Here is a 20,758-nt window from a genome sequence, read left to right as displayed (position 1 = left end):
CCTGCGCCATGCCATCGCTGATAAAGGCGCTGTGGCGGTGATCCCCAACAATCCTTCCCGCGCGCAAAAATACCCGCTGGACAAGCACCTCTATGCCCAGCGCCACCTGATCGAATGCTGCTTCTCGAGACTCAAGCAGTTCCGAAGGGTCGCTACACGCTTCGAGAAAACCGCCGAAAACTACCTCGCGGTCGTCACTATCGCAGCAATCGTCCTATGGATCAGATAACTGTCCACACTTCCTAGAAGTCTGAAGGCGGCAAGCGCGCCGCTTGTGTAAAAGTGCCTTGCCTATCGCCCAAATCCATGTTCTTTCCACGACAGCCAAGTCTCTGGAAAATCGTTGCGTAGCCTTTCTATTTCGTTACCACCCAGACCCCGAGAAGCGAAATGAACGTTGAAGCCGCGCCCGGCGCAGACGGGCAGCCGTTGTTGTTTGATGCGGCCGCTTTCGGCTCGCCGCAGCAGGGCTTCGAGCGACTATGCGAGCTGATCGTCGACATCTGCGACGCAACGATGCTGGGTGAGGCGGAGAATTTCCGGTTCGTGGCGACCACGCTGCATCTTGGCAGCGCGTTGCTGCTGGAAAGCCGATCGAGCGCCTTGCGCTATAATAGGACGCCCGAGCATATCGCTCGCGGCCTCGACCACTTTCAACTCGTCATGTATCTCGGCGGCGGCGCTGAATTCATCGTCGGCGAGCGCACCTTCCTGCAGCGGGCGGGCGATGTCTCGCTGATCAATATGAGCAAACCCCATCTGACGCGCGAGATTCCGGGTGATGACGGCGTGGTTCAGGTCTTGAGCTTCATGCTTCCTCGCCCTTTGCTGGCGCCCCTTTTTGCTGCAATCGAAAACATTCCGACGATCGTCGTTGCAAGGCGCGAGACAGCGTTTGGCGTGCTGATCGGCGAGCATATGCTGGCGCTGAGGCGTTACGCGACGCAACTTACGCAGATGGAGCGCCAAGCGGCGGCGCAATCACTGACGCAGCTCGCAGCCGGCGGCATGGAGTGGCACGCCGACAGCGCAGACGTCCTGCCACGCCTATCTCAGGAAGCGCTGCGCACCCGGATCAAACGGCATATCGAGGAGAATCTCGGCGCAGATACGCTCGACGTCGCCAATCTCTGCCGTCGCTTCGCGCTGTCGCGTGCGAGCCTCTATCGCCTGTTTGCGCCGCAGAGCCCCGCAAGCTACATTCAGCAGCGCAGGCTTCACCGCGCCTTCGCCATCCTCGTTTCTCCGGCATTCCGCCCCTGGCGAATTATTGACGTTGCCATCGAATGCCAGTTCAGCTCGGATGCAACCTTCATCCGGGCCTTTCGTCGCGAGTTTGGCATCACACCAGGGGAAGCGCGCGAGCGTTCATTGCGGAGCGCCAATGCCCCTCCCGACAATCACCCGGCCGAGCCGCGCCCCGACGCGGAATCGGCCCGCTGGGTGGCCCAGCTTACCGGCGCCATGCCGCAACATTCGGCGCTTCGTACCGAACGCCGGCGGTAGCCGCTCGCCTCAAGATATGAGACGGTGTGCAAGGCGCGATGGGATATACGGCAAAGCCGCCGTTTCCCGCTTCCGCTAGCGTCCGCGCTTCCTAACGCAAGGAGAAGGAGATTGGCGTGAGTAGGATCGGCATGGCTCTGTTTGGGCCGCTAACTGCAATATTCTTGTCGAGTGCGGCCTGCGCTTTCGCGCAGGACCATGTCGGTATCGTCTATCGCTGCGACGACGGCACAACGTTGACCGCAAGCTTCATGAATTCGACCAAAGAGGCCCTGATCACGACTGGCGGAAACAGCTTCCGCTTGCCGCAGGCGATGTCCGGTTCAGGTGCGCGCTACACTGATGGCAACGTGCTGTTCTGGATCAAAGGTAATGACGCGCAGTTGGAGCTAGCCGGCAGATCGACTAACTGCCATACGCAATAATTCGGAAAAACGAACGAAAAAGGCGCCCGTGCGGGCGCCTTTGAAATGAGCTTCCGGCAAGCGGATCAGTTGGCGGTAGCCATGCCGGCTTGTACCTCGACGATCGCTTGACTGACCAGGCTAAGCGCGTTGACGCGATGACCCCCCTTATTGGTCGCTCCTTTCTGCAGCGATGATTTCGCAGCAAGCAGCGAATTGAGTGCCGACTGCATATAAGGCTGATTGGAGCCCCATTGGGCTTCGGCATGGCTCGGCTGCAGGACAATCATGGCACTCGTAGCAACCGCCATTCCAACGCAAAATGCGACCGCCGTTCGGCGCGACAATAATGATAAAGATTTCATCAATGACTCCATAAATCTAAATTTCGTGGCGAGAGACCAATCACTTACGCTGCGCAAAATACGTAGGTGCGAATGAGAGGCAATCACCGGAAAGCACATTTGTGAGGCCGGAAACAAAATTGATACGTTCAGAAAACTTCGCTGAGACGCCCGGCAAATACTGGATGTATTTGTCGGACGACAAACGCGGCGAGATGCCTGTTATCTGCGCGAGAAAGACGGAACTCGGCGCCTCGTCAGGCGAGTCTGTCCATTGCCGCTGTCATGCCGCCTTAACAATTCTCATCGCCATAAACATTGAGGAGACTCCGATCTCATGGAGCCGACAGAATGCGAAATGGGCCGGCGTAGCCGGCCCATCCACCATCAATCCTGCTCGATCGGCGCTGGCACCGCAGCCGGCGAACTCTGCCGTCCGAACCGGTCGGCGACCAGCATCGTCAGCATCATTTCCACAAGGCCATTAGTGGCACCCTTTTCGCCGCCGGCACCGCGCACCTGGATCTGCGGCACGAGCGGCAGCCTGCCGTTCTCGATCGCCTCGGCAAAGCGCATGAGGACCTGCGAGTTGAGCTGATAGTCCGGCCCGCCGAAGGCGGCGACCTGAATGGTTTCTGCCTGCTGGCGGTGCGGGCAAGTTGCGCCTTGCCCTCGTTCTCGCTGATCTCAATAGTGAGTGCTGATGTCGTGATCTTGGCCTGCTGTTCGGCGAGCGCCTCCTTCTCGCGCAATGTGCGCTCCCGGATCGCGGCTGCCTCCTGCAATTTATAGATCTCGACCTTTTCAACCACGATCTGGCGGTCGGGGAGCTGGATTAGGATCTGCTCTATGTTGCCGTCGGTGCAGGGCATGACCTGCAGTGGTGGAAGGAGTTCTTCTCGATTGTCCGCATGGTCGGCTGCAACGGGTGGGGTAAGCCTTGAAATGGAGGACTTCACCATGTCCACGAATGCCGGGATCCAATCCTCGATTGACGCTCTTCAGGCAACGATCAGCCGATGATAGGTCGGCCGGAGGGCGGCGTCGCCGACAAAGCGTGACGCCGCCCATCCTGTGTGGAGTCGCCCTAGGCGAAGCCCCGCTTGCGCCCTTCCAAGGTCATCGGTACGGTGTCGCCCCGAGACGAGGACACCGAAACATGCACGTTCGAAGAGCTGTAACCGCCGACGCGGAGGAATTGTGCGACCTGCTGAATGAGATCATCCGCATCCGCGGCACAACTGCGCTTGAGACGCCGCTTTCGGCTGCCGAGTTCGCGGATTGGTTCATCGATGGCGAGGTTATCCTTGCCTGTCATGTCGCCGAACACGATCGGTTGCTTGCGGGTTTTCAGTCCTTGAGCCTTTACGGTGATCCGCCGAAGGGTTTTGCGGATATCGCGACATTTGCCCGCGTCAATCCAAAAATACCTGGTGTCGGAAGCGCTCTTTTTCCCGCCACCCGGGCAGCAGCCGAAGAGCTCGGATTCGAATTTATCAACGCGACCATACGGGCCGATAATGTCGGCGGCCTTGCCTATTACACGAGAATGGGTTTTGAGGATTATGACAGGCTCCTCCAGGTTCCCCTTTCGGATGGAACGCCGGTCGACCGGATCAAGAAACGTTTTAAGTTAGGCGGTGCGCCGCAGACCTTGTGACCTGCTTGAATTCGCGGATTGTACGTCCGACTTGTGGGGCGCGATGCCATCCACATGCTGCGCCATAGACTTTTGCTGAAAAAACAGCTTCACCGTTTCGCCGAACGCGGCAGGCCTGGCTCTTGGCCAGGTCTGCCGCCACGCCAAGTTTAAGCGGCGCGTTTGAGCGCGTCACCCAGGATCGAAATGATCGTATCTATCTGATCTTTTTCGATGATGAGAGGTGGCGAGAGCGCAATGATATCGCCGGTGACGCGGATCAGCAGGCCGTTTTTGAAGCAGTCGACGAAGACGTCGTAGGCCCGGGTTCCTGGCGCTGCCGCTCTCGGCGCCAGTTCGACCGCACCAACCAAGCCGAGATTGCGGATGTCGACCACATTAGACGTACCTCTCAGCGAATGGAGGGCCTCCTGCCAGTATTCGGCAAGTTCGGATGCGCGGGTCAGCAGGCCTTCCTCCTGGTAAATTTCGAGGGTGGCGAGACCGGCGGCGCAGGCGACGGGATGGCCGGAATAGGTGTAGCCATGGAAGAGCTCGATCGCATTTTCCGGTCCGACCATAAGTCCATCATAGACCTTGCGGCTGGCAAAGACCGCGCCCATCGGGATCGTGCCGTTTGTAATGCCCTTGGCGGTGGTGACGAGATCGGGCACAACGCCGAAATAGTCGGTCGCAAAGGGTGTTCCGAGACGCCCGAAACCGGTGATGACCTCGTCGAAGATCAGCAGGATTCCATGCTTGTCCGCCGTGGCGCGGAGTTTTTCCAGATAGCCCTTCGGCGGGAGGACCACACCCGCCGATCCGGACATCGGTTCGACGATGACCGCTGCTATGGTTTCGGCGCCATGCAAGGCGACGAGCCGTTCCAGATCATCGGCAAGCTCGATGCCATGCTGTGGGAGACCTTTCGAAAAAGCATTGCGCTCGATATCGAGCGTGTGGCGCATATGATCAGCCGGAATCTGCGGGAAGACGCGGCGATTGTTGACGAGGCCGCCGACCGAGATGCCGCCGAAGCCGACACCGTGGTAGCCCTTTTCGCGTCCGATGATCCGCGTGCGGGTGCCCTGACCGATGGCGCGCTGGTAGGCGATGGCGATCTTAAGAGCCGTATCGACGGATTCGGAACCGGAACCGGTGAAGAACACGCGGTCGAGTTTCGCCTCGCCGCCCGGCGCATTTGCGGCGAGCTTTTCGGCGAAGTCGAAAGCGATGGGGTGGCCCATCTGAAAGGTCGGTGCGTAGTCCAAGGTGGCGAGCTGTCGCTCGACGGCTTGCGCAATCTTCTTGCGGCCGTGACCGGCATTGACGCACCAGAGGCCGGCGGTGCCGTCGAGAACCTGCTTCCCATCGACGTCGGTGTAGTACATGCCGTCAGCGGCGGCCAACAGGCGCGGTGCGGCCTTGAACTGCCGGTTGGCGGTAAACGGCATCCAGAAATTGTCGAGAACGAGGGTGTTCGGCTTGCTGACCTGGTCCATGATTGCCTCCTCCTTGTGGATGGCAATTAGATCGGCGATTTCTTTTCTTCAAACAAGTCCTTTTCTTTATGTCAATAACCCATTGAAATTTATGGATCAGGTAGATACAGTTTTATCTATTCTGAACAACACGAACGCACTTATCATGTCTGTCGATATCGGCAACCGTCTCCGTCATCTGCGTCTTGCGCATAACCTTTCGCAACGCGAGCTTGCCAAGCGCACAGGCGTTCCGAATTCGACGATCTCTCTCATCGAATCGAACGCCTCTAACCCGTCGGTAGGCGCGCTGAAACGGATTCTGGATGGTATCCCGATTGGCCTTGCGGAGTTTTTCGCGTTTGAGCCGGAGCGTCCCAAGAAGGCATTCTATGCCGCGGAAGAATTGATTGAGATCGGCAAGGGCGCCATCTCGTATAGGCAGGTTGGAGAGAACCTGTTCGGACGCAGTCTGCAGATCCTTCGGGAGTGTTACCAGCCTGGCGCCGATACCGGAAAGGTGCCTCTCGTCCATGACGGAGAGGAAGGCGGGATCGTGCTCTCGGGAAGGCTCGAGGTTACGGTCGACGACGAGCGGCGAATCCTCGGGCCTGGCGATGCCTATTATTTCGAAAGCCGGCGCCCGCATCGCTTCCGGTGCGTAGGACCAGTGCCTTGCGAGGTCATCAGCGCCTGCACGCCGCCGACCTTCTAGTTGCGACCTTCGATGCGGGCGAGTACCCGGTCGAGTGCGGCCGTCAGCGCCTGCCGCCCGCCATTCTCCTCGAAATCCGAGAGAACCTGCTCGTTCAGGCCGCCTTTGGTGGCAAATTCGGAAGTTAAAGAATTGAATGACATGACGTCAGGCTCATTGGCTCTTTGCGCCAAGCTGGCAAACAGCGGCGCGATATAGGCCTGCCCCTTCGATCGATCGAGCCCATTCTTTTCAAGCCACTCGGTTGTGAATTCCATTACCCCGAAGAAGGTCGACATCGTGGCGCTGGCAGCGGCAAGGAGGTCGTATTCCTTGCGGGATTCGCATTGAACGGCGGTGCCAAGCGCATCGAAAAGGTCCGCTATGTCCGGATCGGGAGGGTAGATGGCGGTCACGCCCTGGCGATCTGCGACGAACGGTAAAGGGATCGCCTGCACCAGGTCGACATCGGCGCCGATCCAGTTGAGCACGCTTTGGCGCTCCAGCGTGGCGACAACGCTGACAATGCGTTGCCCATTTCTGAAACGCAGCCTACGGATGACGTCCTCGGCAATCTGCGGGCGTATGGCAAGGAGGACGACGTCGCTGTGATCGACGACGGTCTGGTTGTCAGCCGCCACAGTCACGCCGTCGAACTTGGCGGCAAGCCCTGCTGCGGTCTCCGCATTGCGAGGCGAGACATGGATCTCGGACACATACGCCGGCTCAGCCAATAGGCCCTCAACCATGGCCTCGGTGATCGCGCCCGTTCCGACAAAGCCAATTGCTTTCATCTTCGCCACTTACTCCGCGGCTCGCGCGGGTCCGAGCGGGACGTCGGTCGTGTAGTTCTCGCGCATGAAATTGATGAAGTTGTCCTGGAATTGCCGGGTATGCGCATGGGCGAGTTCATCGGCCAGCTCGACGTTCTTATCCCGGATCGCCTCCAGCATCAGGCTGTGCTCGTCCGTGAGGAGATAGCCCTCGTGTGTGCGCTCCAGATATTCGAAATGCAGGTGGAGCATGCGCTGACCCTGGGACAGGAGCTTGTCATAGAAGGAGGCCAGATACTGGTTCTTGCCGGCATAGGCGATTGCCATGTGGAACTCCTTGTTCGCCTCCGACATCGCCAGGTGATTTCCGGTTTTGACCGCGGCCGCAAATGCCTTTTCCCGTTTGGCAATGAGCTTGAGATCGGTATCGGTTCGCAGTGCCGCCGCCAGGCGAGTGTTCATCCTCTGGGCAATGTCGAGCGCTTCCACATATTTCGGAAAGGTCGCCACCTCGATCGGCGCAACGATCGTGCTGCGATTGGAAAGCGTCACGACCAGCTCTTCGGCCCCCAAGCGGATCAAGGCTTCTCGTACCGGGGATCGCGACATGTCGAAGCGCTCCGCCAAGCTCATCTCATCGAGGAGCTGACCCGGCGGCAAGGTCAGAGCGAGGATCTCGTTTCGCAGCGTGTCGTAGACGCTTTTCCAACCGGTTCCCCGGATGCGTTTCACTTCAGTCTCGTCAGACACTTAGGTCCCTTTCATTCGCAGATACTGCATTGGGCCAGAAAAGCAGGGTGTCGGCAATGTAAAATTTTCGCTTGACTTTGTCGACACGCTGTTGACATAAATTTGCTAGTCGACACGTAGCCGACAGCAATAGAAAAGAAACGGCTCCAGCCGACGAGTGGAACCGCGCTTCGCGCACAGCAAAAGAGGAATGCCGATGCTTTCGAAGTTGATCACGTCCGCCTTGCGGGCGTTGCCCGCGCTCGCCCTGATGGGAGGTCTTTCTGCGACCACCGCTTATGCCCAGACCGCCGACGGCTATTGGCAGGGTGTGCAGAAGGCGGGCGTTTTGAGGTGTGGCGCGGCCGTCGCGCCGCCTTACGTCATGCGCGATCCGGCAACCGGTGAATATTCCGGTTTCTTTGCCGATCTCTGCAAGGAATTCGCCGACGTTCTCAAGGTGAAGCCGCAATTCGTGGATACGACCTGGGACAATATCGTTGCCGGTCTTCAAGCCGGAAAATGGGATGTCTCGCTGGCGCTGAACCGGACGCCGGCCCGTGCTATGGCCGTCCAGTTCTCGATCCCAGCGATGGAGTATCAGATCTCGCTCGCCTACAATAAGAACAACCCAAAGATTCCGGCGACTGCAGCTTCGGTTGCCGACCTCGACAAGGCCGGCGTGACGATCGCCGTCATGTCCGGGACGGCTCAGGACAAGGCAATCTCCGGCGCAGTGAAGAATGCCACCATCATGCGCCTTCCGGGCAATGATGAGACGCGCCTTGCCCTTACCTCGAAGCGGGCCGACATTCTGGTCGACGCCTCCGACACCAACCAGCTTCTGACCCAGGCAAATCCCGATTGGGCCGTGGCCCTGAACCCGAAGCCTGCGCTTGCCAAGCAAGGGGTATCCTTTGGCCTGCCGCATAACCTGTCGGCCGCGGACGTCGAGGTCGTGAACATCTTCCTCGAAGAGAAGGTTGCCACCGGCCATGTCGACGAACTGATCCACAAGGCCGTCGACGAAGTCCTCAAGGGGGCAAAATAAGTCCCGCCCTGTGTCGGCGTTTCGCCGCCGACGCACTCTCTCGCTGTTCAGACAAACCGAGATCGGCCATGACCACCTCCTTCAACCTTCCCCTCGTGAAAATGCAGGCGCTCCACAAGAGCTATGGCAACGGTGTTATCCAGGTGCTGAAAGGCATCGACATCGAAATGAAACCTGGCGAACGTGTCGTTGTCATCGGGCCGAGCGGCGGTGGCAAGAGTACGCTGCTGCGGGTGATGATGGGCCTGGAGCAGGTAGACAGCGGATTGATCAGCTTCGATGGGAAGGCCTATATTTCGTCCGAGGGCCTCGGGAAAAAGACCCTCATCGATACGGAAGTCCGCCGATCGATCGGGATGGTCTTTCAGCACTACACGCTCTTTCCGCATTTGAACGTGATTCAGAACCTCGTGCTCGCGCCCTGCAAGGTGCGCGGCGAAGCCAAGGCGCAGGCGATGAGCCGTGCCCAGGCTCTGCTTGAACGCTTTGGCCTTGGAGCAAAAGCCAAGGCCTATCCCGCCCAACTCTCCGGAGGTCAGAAGCAGCGCGTCGCCATCGCCCGTGCGCTGATGCTGGATCCTAAGCTGATGCTCTTCGACGAGGTCACGTCGGCGCTTGATCCCGAGCTTGTCAGCGAGGTCGAGCAGGTGATCCTTCAACTGGCGTCCCAGAATATGCCGATGATGATCGTGACCCATGACATGTGGTTTGCGAAGAACATCGCCTCGCGCGTGATCTTTTGTGCCGGCGGTATCGTCGTCGAGGACGGCCCTCCGGAACAGGTGCTTGGCTCCCCCAGGGAAGAGCGCACCAAGGAATTCATCGACCGTGTTTTCCACATCAAGCAGCAGGGGGCGGTCGCGTGAACTACACGTTCGACTTCAACGCTGTATCGATCGCGCCTTTGCTGCAGGGATTGTGGGTTTCCCTGGAGTTGACCGCGGCGGCCAACGTCATCGGCATCGTCTTCGGCTTTGTGCTCGCCCTTCTGATCATGAGCCCATACAGGCTTGTCCGGCTGCCGTTCATGCTGTTCGTCGAGTTTTTCCGCTGCACGCCTGCCATCGTTCAGATCGTCTGGATATTCTACTGCGTGCCGATGATTTTCGACGTCTTTCTCGACCCGATCACGATGGGTGTGCTGGCGCTCGGACTGAACCTCATGGCGTTCAACGCCGAAGCTTATCGGGCAGCGATCCAGGCGGTTCCGCGAGAGCAACTCGACGCCGGTATCGCGCTTGGGCTCTCACCATTGCAGCGGGTGCTCTACATCATCTTTCCGACCGCATTCCGCGCCTCTATCCCCGTCCTGCTGACGAACGGCATCGTCATTTTCCAGCAGAGCGCGCTGGTCGCGATCGTGGCGATCCAGGACCTGATGTACCAGGGAAAGACGCTTGCGACCGAAACGTACCGGCCGATCGAAACATTCACGGTCGTGGCGCTGATCTATTTCGCCGTGTCCTTTCCGATCACGCAGATCGTCGGCTTCCTTGAACGCCGCCGGCAGCTTCTCGTCAGCTAGGAGGCCAGGATGACACTCGACTTCTCGATCCTTCTCCGCTTCGAGCACGCACTTTTGCTCGGCCTTTGGATGACGATCCAACTGACCGTGATCTGCATCGTGCTCGGATGTTCTCTCGGCTTTCTGGTGGGGCTCGCCAGAACCTCCCGCAATATGGCGCTGCGGGCTGTCTCCAGCGTTTATGTCGAATTTTTTCGTGGCACGCCGGTGCTCATCCAGCTCTTCTGGATCTTTTTTTGCCTGCCTCTGCTACTGGGCGTCGAGCTATCGAACCTTACCTCGGGCATCATAGCGCTGACCCTCTACATGGGTGCGATCACCAGCGAGACCTTCCGCGCCAGCCTGAAATCGATCGGGCCTGAGCAACTGGATGCCTGCGTTGCGCTCGGGCTTCCCCGAAATGTCCAGGTCATCAATGTCGTTCTGCCGCAGGCCGTCTTGCGCGCGATCCCGACGCTGCTGTCGAACTGCGTGAGCCTCTTCAAGGAGAGCGCGCTGGTGTCCGCCGTCGGGATGGCGGACCTCATGTTCGTCGGTCAGAACATCTCGAACAACACGGCAAGGCCTGTCGAGGTGCTGACCGTCGTCGCCCTGATCTATTTCGTCATCGCCTTTCCGCTAACAAGAGCCGTCTCCCTCATCGAGACGCGCATATTGAAGAAACTCGCCATCTAAACGCAATCGCTTCATCTACAGGGAGACTTCCATGAAATTGTCCGGCGTCATGCCTGCGCTCATCACCCCCTTCGATGCGAACGGTAGGGTCGATTTCAAGGCCTTCGAGCGACATCTCACTGCACTGCGCGCTGCCGGAGTGACCGGATGGGTTCCCATGGGCTCGACGGGTGAATATTCCGCGCTGTCGAACGAGGAGCGTGACGACGTATTGAGGTTCGTCAAGGACTTTGCGAGGGAAGGCGAAGCCCTGATTGCCGGTACGAACGCGTCTGCGAGCCGTGAGGTCATTGAAAACACGCTGCGGGCCAAGGAGATCGGCTACGACACCGTTTTGCTGGCGACGCCCTTCTACACACGCCCGACACAGGACGAACTGCTCGCGCATTATCGTAGGGTGCTCGACGCCACCGATATCAACCTCGTGCTTTACAGCTATCCGTACAAGGACGGCGTCGAGATCGGTTTCGACATCCTCGATGCGCTTGCGGACGATCCTCGTGTGCTCGGCATCAAGGAAAGCTCCGGTTCCCTCCAGCGCGCAATCGACATTCATTCCCGGTACAAGGGTCGTATCGACCTGATCTCCGGATCGGATGATATCGCCCTCGATTTCATGTTCTGGGGCGCGGATGCCTGGATCTGCGGACCCGCCAACTGCATGGCAAAGGCCTGTGTCGATCTCGATCGAACCTTCCGCTCGGGTGATCTTGCCGCCGCACGCGAGAAGATGATCGTGCTCTATCGCGCCATGAATATCCTCGAGAGCGGCAAGTTCGTGCAGAAGGTCAAGTATGGCTGCGAACTTCAAGGCCTGCCCGTCGGCAACTGCCGCGCCCCGCTCGGTGAACTGAACGCCGAAGAAAAGGCTGAGTTCAGGGTCGCCATGCAGCCCATCCTGAATTGGTGAGCAGATCGTGTATCGAGGAGCGGTGAGCCTCGATACAAATTTTCGAGGAAGTGAAGTGGCTCCAATCGTTGTAGTCGGCGCCGGCATAATCGGAACCAGCCTTGCTTACGAGTTGCAGCGCCGCGGCCAATCCGTCGTGCTTATCGATAGGAGCGCGCCGGGGCAGGGTGCCTCCTATGGCAACATGGCGAGCATCGCGGTAACCGAATTCATGCCGGCTTCGCGTCCCGGTACCTGGGCGCAGATGCCAAAATGGCTTCTTGATCCGGAAGGGCCCGTTCGCATCAGGCCCCATTATTTGCCGCGACTGAGCCCTTGGTTTCTGCGCTTCATAGCTGCAAGCCGCCCATCGAAATTAAGAGAGCTTGAGAAAGCCGGGGCAACGCTGTGCATGCGCGTCCACGAGGATCTGGAGGCGCTTCTCGGGACAGCCGGCCTTCAGCACATGCTGAGCGCCGAGGGTTGCCTCAGCCTCTACACAGACGAGGCGGAGTTCCGTGCCGATCGCGAGCATATCGAGATTCTCGAACGTTTCGGTTTCCGTCATGAAATCCTCGGCGGCAATGCCATCCGCGATCTCGAACCGGCGCTGACGACGAAGATCGGCAAGGCCGTGCTTTTTCCCGACAACCGCTCGATTGCCGATCCTTACAAACTGGTCGTTGCTTTGTCGGAAAAATTCCAAGCGCTGGGAGGGCGCATCGAACGGGGCGAGGTCGCGAGTTTCGAGCAGGCAGATGCTGGCGTTACGGCGCTGCGGACCAAAGACGGCCGCAGGATCGAAGCGGGCAGCTTCGTACTCGCCGCCGGCGCTTTCACCGGGCGCCTGTCCGCCATACTGAACGAGCCGATCCCGCTGGAGACGGAGCGGGGTTATCACACCCAGATCATGGCGCCGCACATTTCCATGCGTCACTCGATCATCTGGCCGGCGCGGGCCTTCATGGTGACGCCGACCGCCGACGGCATCCGCGTTGGCGGCACGGTGGAGATGGCAGGCCTCGATGCGCCGCCGGACTATCGCCGCGCGAAGGTGCTGGTCAAACGCGCCAAGGAGGCGCTGCCGGAGCTGAGAGCCGAGCAGACGAGTGAATGGATGGGCCATCGCCCGGCTCTGCCCGACACGGTTCCAGTCATGGGGCGGTCGGCCAAGCGCCGGAACGTCTGGTACGCCACGGGCCACGGACATCTCGGTTTGACCTATGCAGCAACGACCGGGCGGTTGATGGCCGACCTCATTACGGGCGTCGAACCGCCCGTGGACATGAAACCCTATCGCGTCGACCGATTTTGAACCAAGCGCGGCAAGCAAAGAGGGAAGAACATGCGAAGCGAACTCTATATCGACGGACAATGGATGAAGCCGATCAAGGGCGGCACATGCGACGTCATCAACCCGGCCACCGAAGAGGTCATACAGACGATCGCCGCGGCAACGGCCGAGGATGTCGACGTCGCTGTGAAGGCCGCTCGCCGTGCCTTCGACAAGGACGGATGGCCGAAGCTCTCCGGTGTCCAACGCGCGCGATATCTCAGGGCGATTGCCACCGGCATTCGCGCCCGTCAGGCTGAGATCGCCCGCCTGGAGGTCCTCGATAACGGCAAACCCTTCCCCGAGGCCGACTGGGACATTGCCGATGCGGCTGGCTGCTTCGATTTCTATGCAGGACTGGCAGAGCAACTCGACAATAATCCGGAGGAGACGATTGCCCTTGCGGATGATCGCTTCACATCGAAGGCAGTGAAAGAACCTATCGGCGTCGCGGGTGCGATCATTCCCTGGAATTATCCCTTGCTGATGGCGGCCTGGAAGGTCGCGCCCGCACTTGCCGCAGGATGCACCATTGTCCTCAAACCCGCGGAACTGACCTCGCTCACGGCATTGGAGCTAGCCGCCATCGCGGACGAGGCCGGGCTACCTCCAGGCGTCCTCAACATTCTCACCGGTTCCGGATCCGTCGCGGGACAGGCCATCATCGACCATAAGGGCGTCGACAAGCTGGCGTTCACGGGATCGGGGCCGGTCGGCTCGAAAATCATGGCTGCGGCGGCCCGCGACATCAAACGGGTGAGCCTCGAACTCGGCGGCAAGTCGCCATTCGTCGTGTTCGAAGATGCAGAAATCGACGAGGCCGTCGAATGGGTCATGTTTGGCATCTTCTGGAACCAGGGACAGGTCTGCTCCGCGACGTCCCGCGTTCTCGTGCAGCAAACGATTTACGAGCGCTTTCTTGCGCGTCTGATTGAGGAAACGAACAGGATCAAGATCGGCAACGGCCTGGAGGAGGGCGTGCTGCTGGGGCCGCTGGTCTCGAAACGGCAATACCACCAGGTTCTTGCAGCCATAGGAGCAGCACGCAACGCCGGCGCGACGGTCGCTTGTGGCGGCGATCGGCCGGCAGGGTTCGACAAGGGCTATTATCTCTGCCCAACCGTGCTGACGGACGTTCCCCTCGACTGCGATGCCTGGGTCGAGGAGATCTTCGGGCCGGTCGTCTGCGTGCGCCCCTTCGAGACCGAGGAAGAGGCGATCGAGCTTGCCAATGATTCCCGCTTCGGCCTCGCCGCAGCGGTGATGTCGAAGGACGATGCGCGCGCCGAGCGCGTTGCCGCGGCGTTCCGGGCCGGCATTGTCTGGATCAACTGCTCGCAGCCCACATTCACGGAAGCGCCTTGGGGCGGTTACAAGGAATCCGGAATCGGTCGTGAACTCGGCCGCTGGGGGCTCGACAATTATCTCGAAACCAAGCAGATCACGAAATACGTCAGCGAAGATCCCTGGGGCTGGTACATCAAGCCGGAGGCTGCTGAATGAACTGGGATCGCACGCTCGATCTTCTTCAGGTTCATTGCCAGGGAGAGATCGGGAAAGTCATCGTCGGCGGTGCGCCGGAAATTCCAGGCGCGACAATGCTCGACAAGATGAACCACATCAACACGGCCGACGACAGCCTTCGGCGGTTCGTGACGTTCGAACCGCGGGCCAATGCGGCAATGTCGGTGAACCTTCTCATCGCACCGACGCGGCCTGACGCGGACGCCGGCTTCATTGTCCTGCAGGCCGATCGCGCACATCCGATGTCCGGAAGCAACTGCATCTGCGTGGTGACGGCACTGTTGGAAAGCGGGCAAGTGCGGATGCTCGAACCCGAGACGGTCGTTCGCCTCGACACGCCAGCCGGACTGATCGTTGCGCGCGCTACATGCCGCGATGGCAGATGCATCTCGGTCAGCTTGGACAACGTGCCGAGCTTCGCGGAAGCATTGGACAAGGAAATCGACACGCCGAAATGGGGCCGCATCCGGACGGATATCGCATTTGGCGGCGTCTATTATGCGCTCGTCGATGCCGACCAGCTCGGTCTTGATATCGCTCCAGAAAACGCCCGCGCCCTTGCCGAAGCAGGCATCGAACTGAAGACGTTACTATCCGAGCAAGTCGAAGTCGCCCATCCGATCCTCGCTGGTGTCGATCAGATCGCCTACGTGATGTTCCGCGGACACGACGCGGACGGCGCGGTGAGGACCTGCACGACGCTGCAGCCGGGACGTGTCGATCGATCGCCCTGCGGCACCGGCAGTTCTGCAAATCTCGCCACGCTTTTCGCGCGCGGTGAAGTCGGTATTGGCGATCATAGGACTTCGCGCTCGATCATTGGCGGAGAGTTTTTCGTCGAGGCGATCGGCGAGGCGCAAGTGGGAGGCCGACGCGCCGTGCTCCCGCGTATAACTGGCCGGGCTTATATTTATGGTCGCGAACAGCTTCGCATGTCGGACGACGATCCGTTTCCGGGCGGTTTCGCACTGTCCGACACCTGGGGGCCGCAAATCGGTTCATTGCGATAGGAGGTGACGATGCCAGGAGACTTACCACTTGCGGGGCAGACCGTTCTTGTGACCGGCGCAACGGGCCGGATCGGCGCCGCAATCGTCGAGCGGCTTTCGGCCGAAGGAGCAAGGCCTGTCGTCCATTATAGCCGTGATCAGGCAGGCGCCGAAGCCCTACTGGAGAGGCTCGGCGGAAATGGCCTCCTCATTCAGGCGGATCTTTCTGCCGGGGACGGTGCTTTCAAGCTTTGGCGAGAGGCACTCGAAGCAGCAGGCAGAATTCACGCTATCGTCAACAATGCGGGCATTCGCAGCGAGGTCGGGATCGACGCCGATGTTTCGGCGTGGCGCGCCACATGGCAGAAGGAATTCCAGGTAAATTTCTTTGCTGCGGCGGATTTGTGCAAAGAGGCGATCCTCCACTTCCAGGCAAAGGGTGGCGGCCGTATCGTCAACATCGCCAGCCGCGCCGGTCAGCGTGGTTATGCAGCCGAGGCGATGCCTTATGGCGCCACCAAGGCGGCGCTCGTCAATCTCACCAAGTCGATTGCCCGAAGCTTCGGTGCCGAAGGCGTAACGGCGGTTGCGATTGCTCCCGGCTGGGTGCGCACGGACATGGCGGTGGATTTTATTGCCGCGCATGGGAAGGCGGCGGCCGTCGCGGACATTCCGATCGGTGAAATGGCCGAGCCGTCCGAGGTGGCTGAACTGGTTGCGTTCGTTCTGCGGCCGAGCCAGGCGTCGCTGAACGGCGCGACCCTCGATGTCAACGGCGGAAGCTACATTCGATAAATGGAGATGATTGCTATGAAGGTTGCGATCGTCACCGGATCGGGCCGGGGGTATCGGTTCGGCTATTGCGAGACGCCTGTCGAGCGAAGGCGCTCTTGTCGTCGTGACGGATGTGAACGCCGAGGCTGCGGCGCAGGTCGTCAGCGATATCGAGCGCGAAGGCGGCAATGCGACGGCGATTATGGCGGACATATCGAGGAAGGAGTCGTGTTTCGATCTGGTGGAGCAGGCATTTGGCTTGCAAAACCGGGTAGACATCCTCGTGAACAATGCTGGCATCAATCGTCGTGGCAATCTGCTTTCGTTGTCGGATGAGGATTGGGACATTAGCTTCACAGTCAATCTCGACTCGATGTTCCATCTGTGCCGCGCCGTTCTTCCGTACATGATCGCGGCGGGCGGCGGCGCGATCGTGAACACGGCCTCGCAATGGGGCCTCTATCCCGCGCCCAATCACATTGCCTACAACACCACTAAGGCGGCGGTTGCAGCATTCACCCAGAATCTGGCGCGCGACTATGCGCCCGACAAGATAAGGGTCAACGCAGTCTGCCCGGGCGAGATCCACACGCCGATGCTGGAAGCGGGCGTAAGGCGCTCCGGCCGCACGATCGCGAATCTGGACAGGCTGGTCCCCTTCGGGCGCATCGGCAAGCCAGAGGAGGTCGCCGCGCTTGTCGCATTTCTGGCGTCGGACGAAGCTGCCTTCATGTGCGGATCTCTGGTCGAGATCACCGGCGCTCAGGCCGTGGCCTAAGGTGCTGAGAACTCGGATCCGCTGAGAACCGGCGGTGCGCTGGAGTGAAAGTAGGGCTTCTTGCCGGGCAGTCGCAAGCGGCCGCTTTTCATCCGTGAAAAATACTTTGCGGAATTGGTTGTTTACCGGCCCGGGCCGCTCCGCCTATCTCTGCCTAGAACGGCAACGATCGCGGAGGATGACATGCTGACCAAACTCGATAGTGCTACCACAATAACCCTTTGGAACGGCCGCGAGATCCCGCGCCTGGGCATGGGATGCTGGGCGATCGGCGGCCCGTTTTTTGCCGGCGACGTGCCACTTGGCTGGGGCGAAGTCGATGATGATGAATCGGTCCGTGCTATCGAGCGTGCGATGGATCTCGACATTCGCTTCTTCGACACCGCTTCGAATTATGGGGCCGGACATTCCGAAGAGGTGGTCGGCAGGGCGATTGGCAATCGAGATGATATTGTCATTGCCACCAAATTCGGCTTCGCGACGGACGAGAAGACCAAACAAGCGACAGGCGCATTCGCCGACCCCGCCTTTATCCGTCAGTCCGTCGAAACCTCCTTGCGCCGTCTGCGCCGCCATCGGCTGGACCTGCTGCAGTTCCATCTCAACGATTTTGCGCTCGAAGCGTCGGATGAGGTTTTTGAAACGCTGGAAGCGCTGAAGGCCGAGGGCAAAATCGACGCTTTCGGCTGGAGCACGGATCATCCAGATCGCGCTGCACGCCATGTTCATCGCGCGGGATTCGTGTCGATACAGCATACGATGAATGTCTTCGAGCCGGTGCCGGCGATGATCGAGATCGTCGAGCGCAACGGGCTGATTTCCATCAATCGCGGTCCGCTCGCAATGGGACTGCTCAGCGGCAAGTTCACCCCCGACAAAACCGTTGGCGAGAAGGATGTGCGTGGCGCAAGCCTCGATTGGATGACCTATTTCAAGCACGGTAAGATTGCTCCTGAATTCGCCGTCCGCCTCGGAGCGGTCCGCAATCTGCTGACTGAGGATGGCCGCACGCTGGTGCAGGGCGCGCTTGCCTGGCTGTGGGCGCGCTCGCCGCGCACTTTGCCAATTCCCGGCTTCCGCACGGTTGCCCAGGTCGAGGAAAATGCCGGCGCTCTTGCAAAGGGACCGCTGCCTGCAGATGTGATGGCGAAAATCGATCAAGCGCTGGCCGGTCTCTAGCTTCCGGGTGTCCTTTTCGGTCCCCTTCTTTTTGACCCGCAGTGTGTATCATTGCGAGGATTCCAATGATAGCGTCGCCTTACCGGTCGGTATTGATCGGCAGAAGCACCGGAGGCGGGCACAATGCGTATCATTTTCCGATGTGACCCGGCTTTGGCCGAATATTTGCCGCGTCCAGTCCCTGCTCGTGGCGCGTTGCCGGACTGGCTGCGCGCCATGCCCAACACCGCATACTCGGCAATTCACGGTCGCGAGGTGCGCACTTTAAAGCAGTGCCCTCCCGTGGTGGATGCGATGACCTATGGCTTCATGATACTTTTGCCCTGCGATGTGGTGGTTGATAAAGGGAGCTTCTCCTGGAATTGGGACGTTCCGTCCCCATCGACCGACAGACATCCTCGATCGCCATTGAGTTTTCATACGCCCGGGCAATTGACCGGCAGTCCGTTCGAAATTGCCGGGCAGGCGGCGATCAAATTCAACAGCTTCTGGACAATCGAGGTCGATGAAGGCTGGTCGCTCTTTGCAACACATCCTGTCAATCGCGCCGATCTTCCCTTCCGGCTTGTCACCGGCCTTGTGGACTCCGATCGGTTTACAGATGGCGGGATCAATTTCCCGGCAATCTGGACGCAACCCGAATTCTCAGGGGTCCTGACCCGCGGAACGCCCGTCGCACAGTGTTTTGCGGTTCCGCGCAGCACGCCGGAACTTATTTTTGAAGAGTTGGATGAGCAACGGCAGAATGCGTACACGCAGACGGTTGCCACCGTACTTTCAACGCAGGGCGTCTACCGCAAGCGTTTTCGAGCCAAGCGCGGCCGCGCCGCTAACCAATGATTGACGCAGAACCGTCTCGTCAAGCCAAAGCCTGCCGCAAGGGGCCGAGGTCAGGGCCATGGCAATGACTCCAAACGTGGACGCGTCCAGCGCATAAGCCACCGAGAATGCCGTCATGGCCTCGTCCATTCTGCCCGCTTCCTGCAAGACGACACCCAAGTTGACCGCCGCTTCCGGCGCGTCGGGGTTGATTTCGAGCACACGCCGGTAAGCCTCGGCTGCACCGTCGAAGTTCTGCAGATCGTGCCGTACAAGCGCCAACTCAAACCAAATTCCCGGATGGTCTTCGATGGCCACAGCGCGTTCGAGCAGTTGTTCGGCTTCAGCGTGGGCGCCACGTTCCCTCGCAAGAGAGCTGAGGCGTTTTATGGCTTCCAGGGAAGTCGGCTTGGCATTGAGAACTATGCTCCAGGCGTCCCGTGCCGCCGACTTGTTGCCCATCTGGTCCAAAATCCTGGCTTGCTCGAGGAAAATCTCCAGCCGGCCATCTATACCTGCCGCTTTCTCAAGCTGCATCAATGCCGCTTCCAGCTTATGTTCGGCCCGATAGATCTTGCCGGCGAGAATGAGGGCCGGCGCGTTTCTTGGCTGAGCTGCAAGACTAGTTTCTATTTTTCCCCGAGCGCCGGAAAAATCCTCTTCTGCAAATAAAATAGCCGCCAAAAGATGAGAAAGGGACGGATCGGATGGAAACTGATCTAAACCTGTTTCGCAAAGCTGCTTTGCCACATCACGATTGCTCTGGTTGAAGGCCGCGACTGCGTCCGCAATGATCGCCAAACGCTGACTTTCTCTCATGCGCACGCCATCCAGATGCGCCCGAGCGCAATACCACAAATCATCGTCACGGAGTTATCCGCCGCCGATATCGAGCCGTCAATTGTGGAATTTTGGTCGGGAGCTGATTGTTTGCGGGAATAGATATCCATCTCTCCTCCAGGGAGCGGCAGAAGGCGCTGGGCGTGCGTGTAGGCATGCGAACGCTATCAGCCCGGCTACGAAGGAACCATGCTTGGGTTGTCCAGTTAGGATGCGGTCTAGTGATATCCGACAGGAGAGCCGAAATGAACAATCAACCCGATGATCCAGGCCCTCGCGGTCAGACATGGCAGGGTGTGGATGACCGGCCAACCATAGGTGCGGGCACGACCGAGCGACCGAAAACGGGGAGTTCGGAAGAAGCAGTCCGTGAGAACCTGAACGAACTGCGGCAGTTTGCCGGCGAGCAGACCGAGCGGGCGAAGACCGCCGTCAGCGACGCGGCCGAAGATAAGAAGAATCTGGCCGCTCGGCAGCTCGGCGGCGTTGCATCGGCACTCGAAAAAGTCGGCTCGGAACTCGAACGATCGGACCAACAGGTTGTCGGCCGTTATGCCAAGCAGCTCGGCGGTTCGCTTCAGGGTTTCGTGCGCGACATAGAGGGCCGCGATCTCGGCGAAATCGCCGGCATGGTTGAAGACTTTGGGCGCCGGCAGCCGCTTGCCTTTCTCGGCATAGCAGCGATTGCCGGCCTGACGGCCAGCCGGCTTCTGACGGCCTCGGCCCACCGTCGCAGCAAGCCGGCGGTTTCCCGGCCCTCCACCTCTTCAATGCCGACAGGCGTCGGGTCAATGCGAAGCGAACCGTAGTAC

General features: G+C 59.6%; 23 protein-coding genes and 3 pseudogenes. 19 read left to right on the top strand and 7 right to left on the bottom strand.

Annotated features, from left to right (window positions below; genetic code table 11):
- From QDY28_RS21515 to QDY28_RS21505, 3 genes are all read left to right on the top strand, one after another.
- Window positions 1-229 (top strand): transposase (locus tag QDY28_RS21515; protein ID WP_331383655.1); only part of this gene is annotated, 229 nt, incomplete at its 5' end.
- A 161-nt stretch (window positions 230-390) separates the two neighbouring features.
- Window positions 391-1,506, top strand: coding sequence for an AraC family transcriptional regulator (locus QDY28_RS21510; protein WP_331383654.1), 1,116 nt, complete (start codon window positions 391-393; stop codon window positions 1,504-1,506).
- Between the two features lie 116 nt (window positions 1,507-1,622).
- Window positions 1,623-1,931, top strand: coding sequence for an MliC family protein (locus tag QDY28_RS21505; RefSeq protein WP_331383653.1), 309 nt, complete (start codon window positions 1,623-1,625; stop codon window positions 1,929-1,931).
- Between the two features lie 65 nt (window positions 1,932-1,996).
- Here the strand turns inward: QDY28_RS21505 and QDY28_RS21500 are convergent, their stop codons facing one another.
- Window positions 1,997-2,221, bottom strand: a complete 225-nt coding sequence (locus QDY28_RS21500; protein WP_331383652.1) for a hypothetical protein — start codon at window positions 2,219-2,221, stop codon at window positions 1,997-1,999.
- Window positions 2,222-2,641: 420 nt separating this feature from the next.
- Window positions 2,642-3,108, bottom strand: a pseudogene (locus QDY28_RS21495) (flotillin family protein); the annotation flags it as partial.
- Between QDY28_RS21495 and QDY28_RS21490 the strand changes: the two are divergent.
- Both QDY28_RS21490 and QDY28_RS21485 read left to right on the top strand, forming a co-directional pair.
- Window positions 3,103-3,277 (top strand): annotated as a pseudogene (locus tag QDY28_RS21490) (sugar phosphate isomerase/epimerase); the annotation flags it as partial. The pseudogenes QDY28_RS21495 and QDY28_RS21490 overlap by 6 nt on opposite strands.
- Before the next feature lie 136 nt (window positions 3,278-3,413).
- Window positions 3,414-3,914 (top strand): GNAT family N-acetyltransferase, encoded by a 501-nt coding sequence (locus tag QDY28_RS21485; RefSeq protein ID WP_331383651.1) that lies wholly within the window; start codon window positions 3,414-3,416, stop codon window positions 3,912-3,914.
- Between the two features lie 149 nt (window positions 3,915-4,063).
- On the opposite strand, the gene QDY28_RS21480 is transcribed toward QDY28_RS21485, so the two are convergent.
- A complete protein-coding gene (locus tag QDY28_RS21480; protein ID WP_331383650.1) occupies window positions 4,064-5,395 on the bottom strand; it encodes an aspartate aminotransferase family protein in 1,332 nt (443 codons plus the stop codon).
- Window positions 5,396-5,540: 145 nt separating this feature from the next.
- On the opposite strand from QDY28_RS21480, the gene QDY28_RS21475 reads away from it, so the two are divergent.
- Window positions 5,541-6,089 (top strand): cupin domain-containing protein, encoded by a 549-nt coding sequence (locus QDY28_RS21475; protein WP_331383649.1) that lies wholly within the window; start codon window positions 5,541-5,543, stop codon window positions 6,087-6,089.
- Here the strand turns inward: QDY28_RS21475 and QDY28_RS21470 are convergent.
- Together QDY28_RS21470 and QDY28_RS21465 are read right to left on the bottom strand one after the other, a co-directional pair.
- Window positions 6,086-6,862 carry a pyrroline-5-carboxylate reductase gene (locus tag QDY28_RS21470; RefSeq protein ID WP_331383648.1) on the bottom strand — a complete coding sequence of 259 codons (777 nt, stop codon included), beginning with the start codon at window positions 6,860-6,862 and terminating at the stop codon, window positions 6,086-6,088. The genes QDY28_RS21475 and QDY28_RS21470 overlap by 4 nt on opposite strands.
- A 9-nt stretch (window positions 6,863-6,871) precedes the next feature.
- Window positions 6,872-7,591: a GntR family transcriptional regulator gene (locus QDY28_RS21465; RefSeq protein WP_331383647.1), complete on the bottom strand. Its 720-nt coding sequence runs from the start codon at window positions 7,589-7,591 to the stop codon at window positions 6,872-6,874.
- A gap of 196 nt (window positions 7,592-7,787) precedes the next feature.
- On the opposite strand from QDY28_RS21465, the gene QDY28_RS21460 reads away from it, so the two are divergent.
- The 12 genes and pseudogenes from QDY28_RS21460 (at window position 7,788) to QDY28_RS21405 (ending at window position 19,127) form a co-directional block, all read left to right on the top strand.
- A complete protein-coding gene (locus QDY28_RS21460; protein WP_331383646.1) occupies window positions 7,788-8,621 on the top strand; it encodes a substrate-binding periplasmic protein in 834 nt (277 codons plus the stop codon).
- 68 nt (window positions 8,622-8,689) lie between these two features.
- A complete protein-coding gene (locus QDY28_RS21455; protein ID WP_331383645.1) occupies window positions 8,690-9,487 on the top strand; it encodes an amino acid ABC transporter ATP-binding protein in 798 nt (265 codons plus the stop codon).
- Window positions 9,484-10,146 carry an amino acid ABC transporter permease gene (locus QDY28_RS21450; protein WP_331383644.1) on the top strand — a complete coding sequence of 221 codons (663 nt, stop codon included), beginning with the start codon at window positions 9,484-9,486 and terminating at the stop codon, window positions 10,144-10,146. The genes QDY28_RS21455 and QDY28_RS21450 overlap by 4 nt, the downstream gene beginning before the upstream one ends.
- Window positions 10,147-10,155: 9 nt before the next feature.
- Window positions 10,156-10,821 (top strand): amino acid ABC transporter permease, encoded by a 666-nt coding sequence (locus QDY28_RS21445; protein WP_331383643.1) that lies wholly within the window; start codon window positions 10,156-10,158, stop codon window positions 10,819-10,821.
- 31 nt (window positions 10,822-10,852) lie between these two features.
- The gene (locus QDY28_RS21440; protein ID WP_331383642.1) at window positions 10,853-11,731 is read left to right on the top strand and encodes a dihydrodipicolinate synthase family protein; all 879 of its coding nucleotides are present in this window, start codon (window positions 10,853-10,855) and stop codon (window positions 11,729-11,731) included.
- Between the two features lie 55 nt (window positions 11,732-11,786).
- Window positions 11,787-13,025, top strand: a complete 1,239-nt coding sequence (locus QDY28_RS21435; protein ID WP_331383641.1) for an NAD(P)/FAD-dependent oxidoreductase — start codon at window positions 11,787-11,789, stop codon at window positions 13,023-13,025.
- Between the two features lie 30 nt (window positions 13,026-13,055).
- Window positions 13,056-14,546, top strand: a complete 1,491-nt coding sequence (locus QDY28_RS21430) for an aldehyde dehydrogenase family protein (protein ID WP_331383639.1) — start codon at window positions 13,056-13,058, stop codon at window positions 14,544-14,546.
- Window positions 14,543-15,577: a proline racemase family protein gene (locus QDY28_RS21425; protein ID WP_331383638.1), complete on the top strand. Its 1,035-nt coding sequence runs from the start codon at window positions 14,543-14,545 to the stop codon at window positions 15,575-15,577. Before QDY28_RS21430 ends, QDY28_RS21425 begins: the two co-directional genes overlap by 4 nt.
- A 9-nt stretch (window positions 15,578-15,586) precedes the next feature.
- Window positions 15,587-16,351, top strand: coding sequence for an SDR family NAD(P)-dependent oxidoreductase (locus QDY28_RS21420; RefSeq protein WP_331383637.1), 765 nt, complete (start codon window positions 15,587-15,589; stop codon window positions 16,349-16,351).
- Window positions 16,352-17,108 (top strand): annotated as a pseudogene (locus QDY28_RS21415) (SDR family NAD(P)-dependent oxidoreductase). It begins immediately after the preceding gene.
- Between the two features lie 183 nt (window positions 17,109-17,291).
- A complete protein-coding gene (locus QDY28_RS21410) occupies window positions 17,292-18,287 on the top strand; it encodes an aldo/keto reductase (RefSeq protein WP_331383636.1) in 996 nt (331 codons plus the stop codon).
- Window positions 18,288-18,410: 123 nt separating this feature from the next.
- The gene (locus QDY28_RS21405) at window positions 18,411-19,127 is read left to right on the top strand and encodes a hypothetical protein (protein ID WP_331383635.1); all 717 of its coding nucleotides are present in this window, start codon (window positions 18,411-18,413) and stop codon (window positions 19,125-19,127) included.
- Here the strand turns inward: QDY28_RS21405 and QDY28_RS21400 are convergent.
- Both QDY28_RS21400 and QDY28_RS21395 read right to left on the bottom strand, forming a co-directional pair.
- Window positions 19,065-19,925, bottom strand: a complete 861-nt coding sequence (locus QDY28_RS21400) for a tetratricopeptide repeat protein (RefSeq protein ID WP_331383634.1) — start codon at window positions 19,923-19,925, stop codon at window positions 19,065-19,067. The genes QDY28_RS21405 and QDY28_RS21400 overlap by 63 nt on opposite strands.
- Window positions 19,922-20,056, bottom strand: coding sequence for a hypothetical protein (locus QDY28_RS21395; RefSeq protein WP_331383633.1), 135 nt, complete (start codon window positions 20,054-20,056; stop codon window positions 19,922-19,924). Before QDY28_RS21395 ends, QDY28_RS21400 begins: the two co-directional genes overlap by 4 nt.
- A gap of 135 nt (window positions 20,057-20,191) precedes the next feature.
- Here QDY28_RS21395 and QDY28_RS21390 point away from each other — a divergent pair, with 135 nt between their 5' ends.
- On the top strand, window positions 20,192-20,755 hold the full coding sequence (locus QDY28_RS21390; RefSeq protein WP_331383632.1) for a nutrient deprivation-induced protein: 564 nt from the start codon (window positions 20,192-20,194) through the stop codon (window positions 20,753-20,755).
- Window positions 20,756-20,758: the final 3 nt, after the last annotated feature.

Origin of the sequence: Rhizobium sp. BR 362 (assembly GCF_036528765.1) — a bacterium.
Taxonomy (GTDB): domain Bacteria; phylum Pseudomonadota; class Alphaproteobacteria; order Rhizobiales; family Rhizobiaceae; genus Rhizobium.
This window is presented reverse-complemented; position numbering and strand designations above follow the sequence as displayed.

What these genes read in the sequence shown, in the direction of transcription:
- QDY28_RS21510 (WP_331383654.1), top strand. Translation starts at nt 391, where the DNA reads ATGAACGTTGAAGCCGCGCCCGGCGCAGACGGGCAGCCGTTGTTGTTT.
- QDY28_RS21500 (WP_331383652.1), bottom strand. Translation starts at nt 2,221, where the DNA reads ATGGCGGTTGCTACGAGTGCCATGATTGTCCTGCAGCCGAGCCATGCC.
- QDY28_RS21485 (WP_331383651.1), top strand. Translation starts at nt 3,414, where the DNA reads ATGCACGTTCGAAGAGCTGTAACCGCCGACGCGGAGGAATTGTGCGAC.
- QDY28_RS21480 (WP_331383650.1), bottom strand. Translation starts at nt 5,395, where the DNA reads ATGGACCAGGTCAGCAAGCCGAACACCCTCGTTCTCGACAATTTCTGG.
- QDY28_RS21475 (WP_331383649.1), top strand. Translation starts at nt 5,541, where the DNA reads ATGTCTGTCGATATCGGCAACCGTCTCCGTCATCTGCGTCTTGCGCAT.
- QDY28_RS21470 (WP_331383648.1), bottom strand. Translation starts at nt 6,862, where the DNA reads ATGAAAGCAATTGGCTTTGTCGGAACGGGCGCGATCACCGAGGCCATG.
- QDY28_RS21460 (WP_331383646.1), top strand. Translation starts at nt 7,788, where the DNA reads ATGCTTTCGAAGTTGATCACGTCCGCCTTGCGGGCGTTGCCCGCGCTC.
- QDY28_RS21455 (WP_331383645.1), top strand. Translation starts at nt 8,690, where the DNA reads ATGACCACCTCCTTCAACCTTCCCCTCGTGAAAATGCAGGCGCTCCAC.
- QDY28_RS21445 (WP_331383643.1), top strand. Translation starts at nt 10,156, where the DNA reads ATGACACTCGACTTCTCGATCCTTCTCCGCTTCGAGCACGCACTTTTG.
- QDY28_RS21440 (WP_331383642.1), top strand. Translation starts at nt 10,853, where the DNA reads ATGAAATTGTCCGGCGTCATGCCTGCGCTCATCACCCCCTTCGATGCG.
- QDY28_RS21430 (WP_331383639.1), top strand. Translation starts at nt 13,056, where the DNA reads ATGCGAAGCGAACTCTATATCGACGGACAATGGATGAAGCCGATCAAG.
- QDY28_RS21425 (WP_331383638.1), top strand. Translation starts at nt 14,543, where the DNA reads ATGAACTGGGATCGCACGCTCGATCTTCTTCAGGTTCATTGCCAGGGA.
- QDY28_RS21420 (WP_331383637.1), top strand. Translation starts at nt 15,587, where the DNA reads ATGCCAGGAGACTTACCACTTGCGGGGCAGACCGTTCTTGTGACCGGC.
- QDY28_RS21410 (WP_331383636.1), top strand. Translation starts at nt 17,292, where the DNA reads ATGCTGACCAAACTCGATAGTGCTACCACAATAACCCTTTGGAACGGC.
- QDY28_RS21405 (WP_331383635.1), top strand. Translation starts at nt 18,411, where the DNA reads ATGCGTATCATTTTCCGATGTGACCCGGCTTTGGCCGAATATTTGCCG.
- QDY28_RS21400 (WP_331383634.1), bottom strand. Translation starts at nt 19,925, where the DNA reads ATGAGAGAAAGTCAGCGTTTGGCGATCATTGCGGACGCAGTCGCGGCC.
- QDY28_RS21395 (WP_331383633.1), bottom strand. Translation starts at nt 20,056, where the DNA reads ATGGATATCTATTCCCGCAAACAATCAGCTCCCGACCAAAATTCCACA.
- QDY28_RS21390 (WP_331383632.1), top strand. Translation starts at nt 20,192, where the DNA reads ATGAACAATCAACCCGATGATCCAGGCCCTCGCGGTCAGACATGGCAG.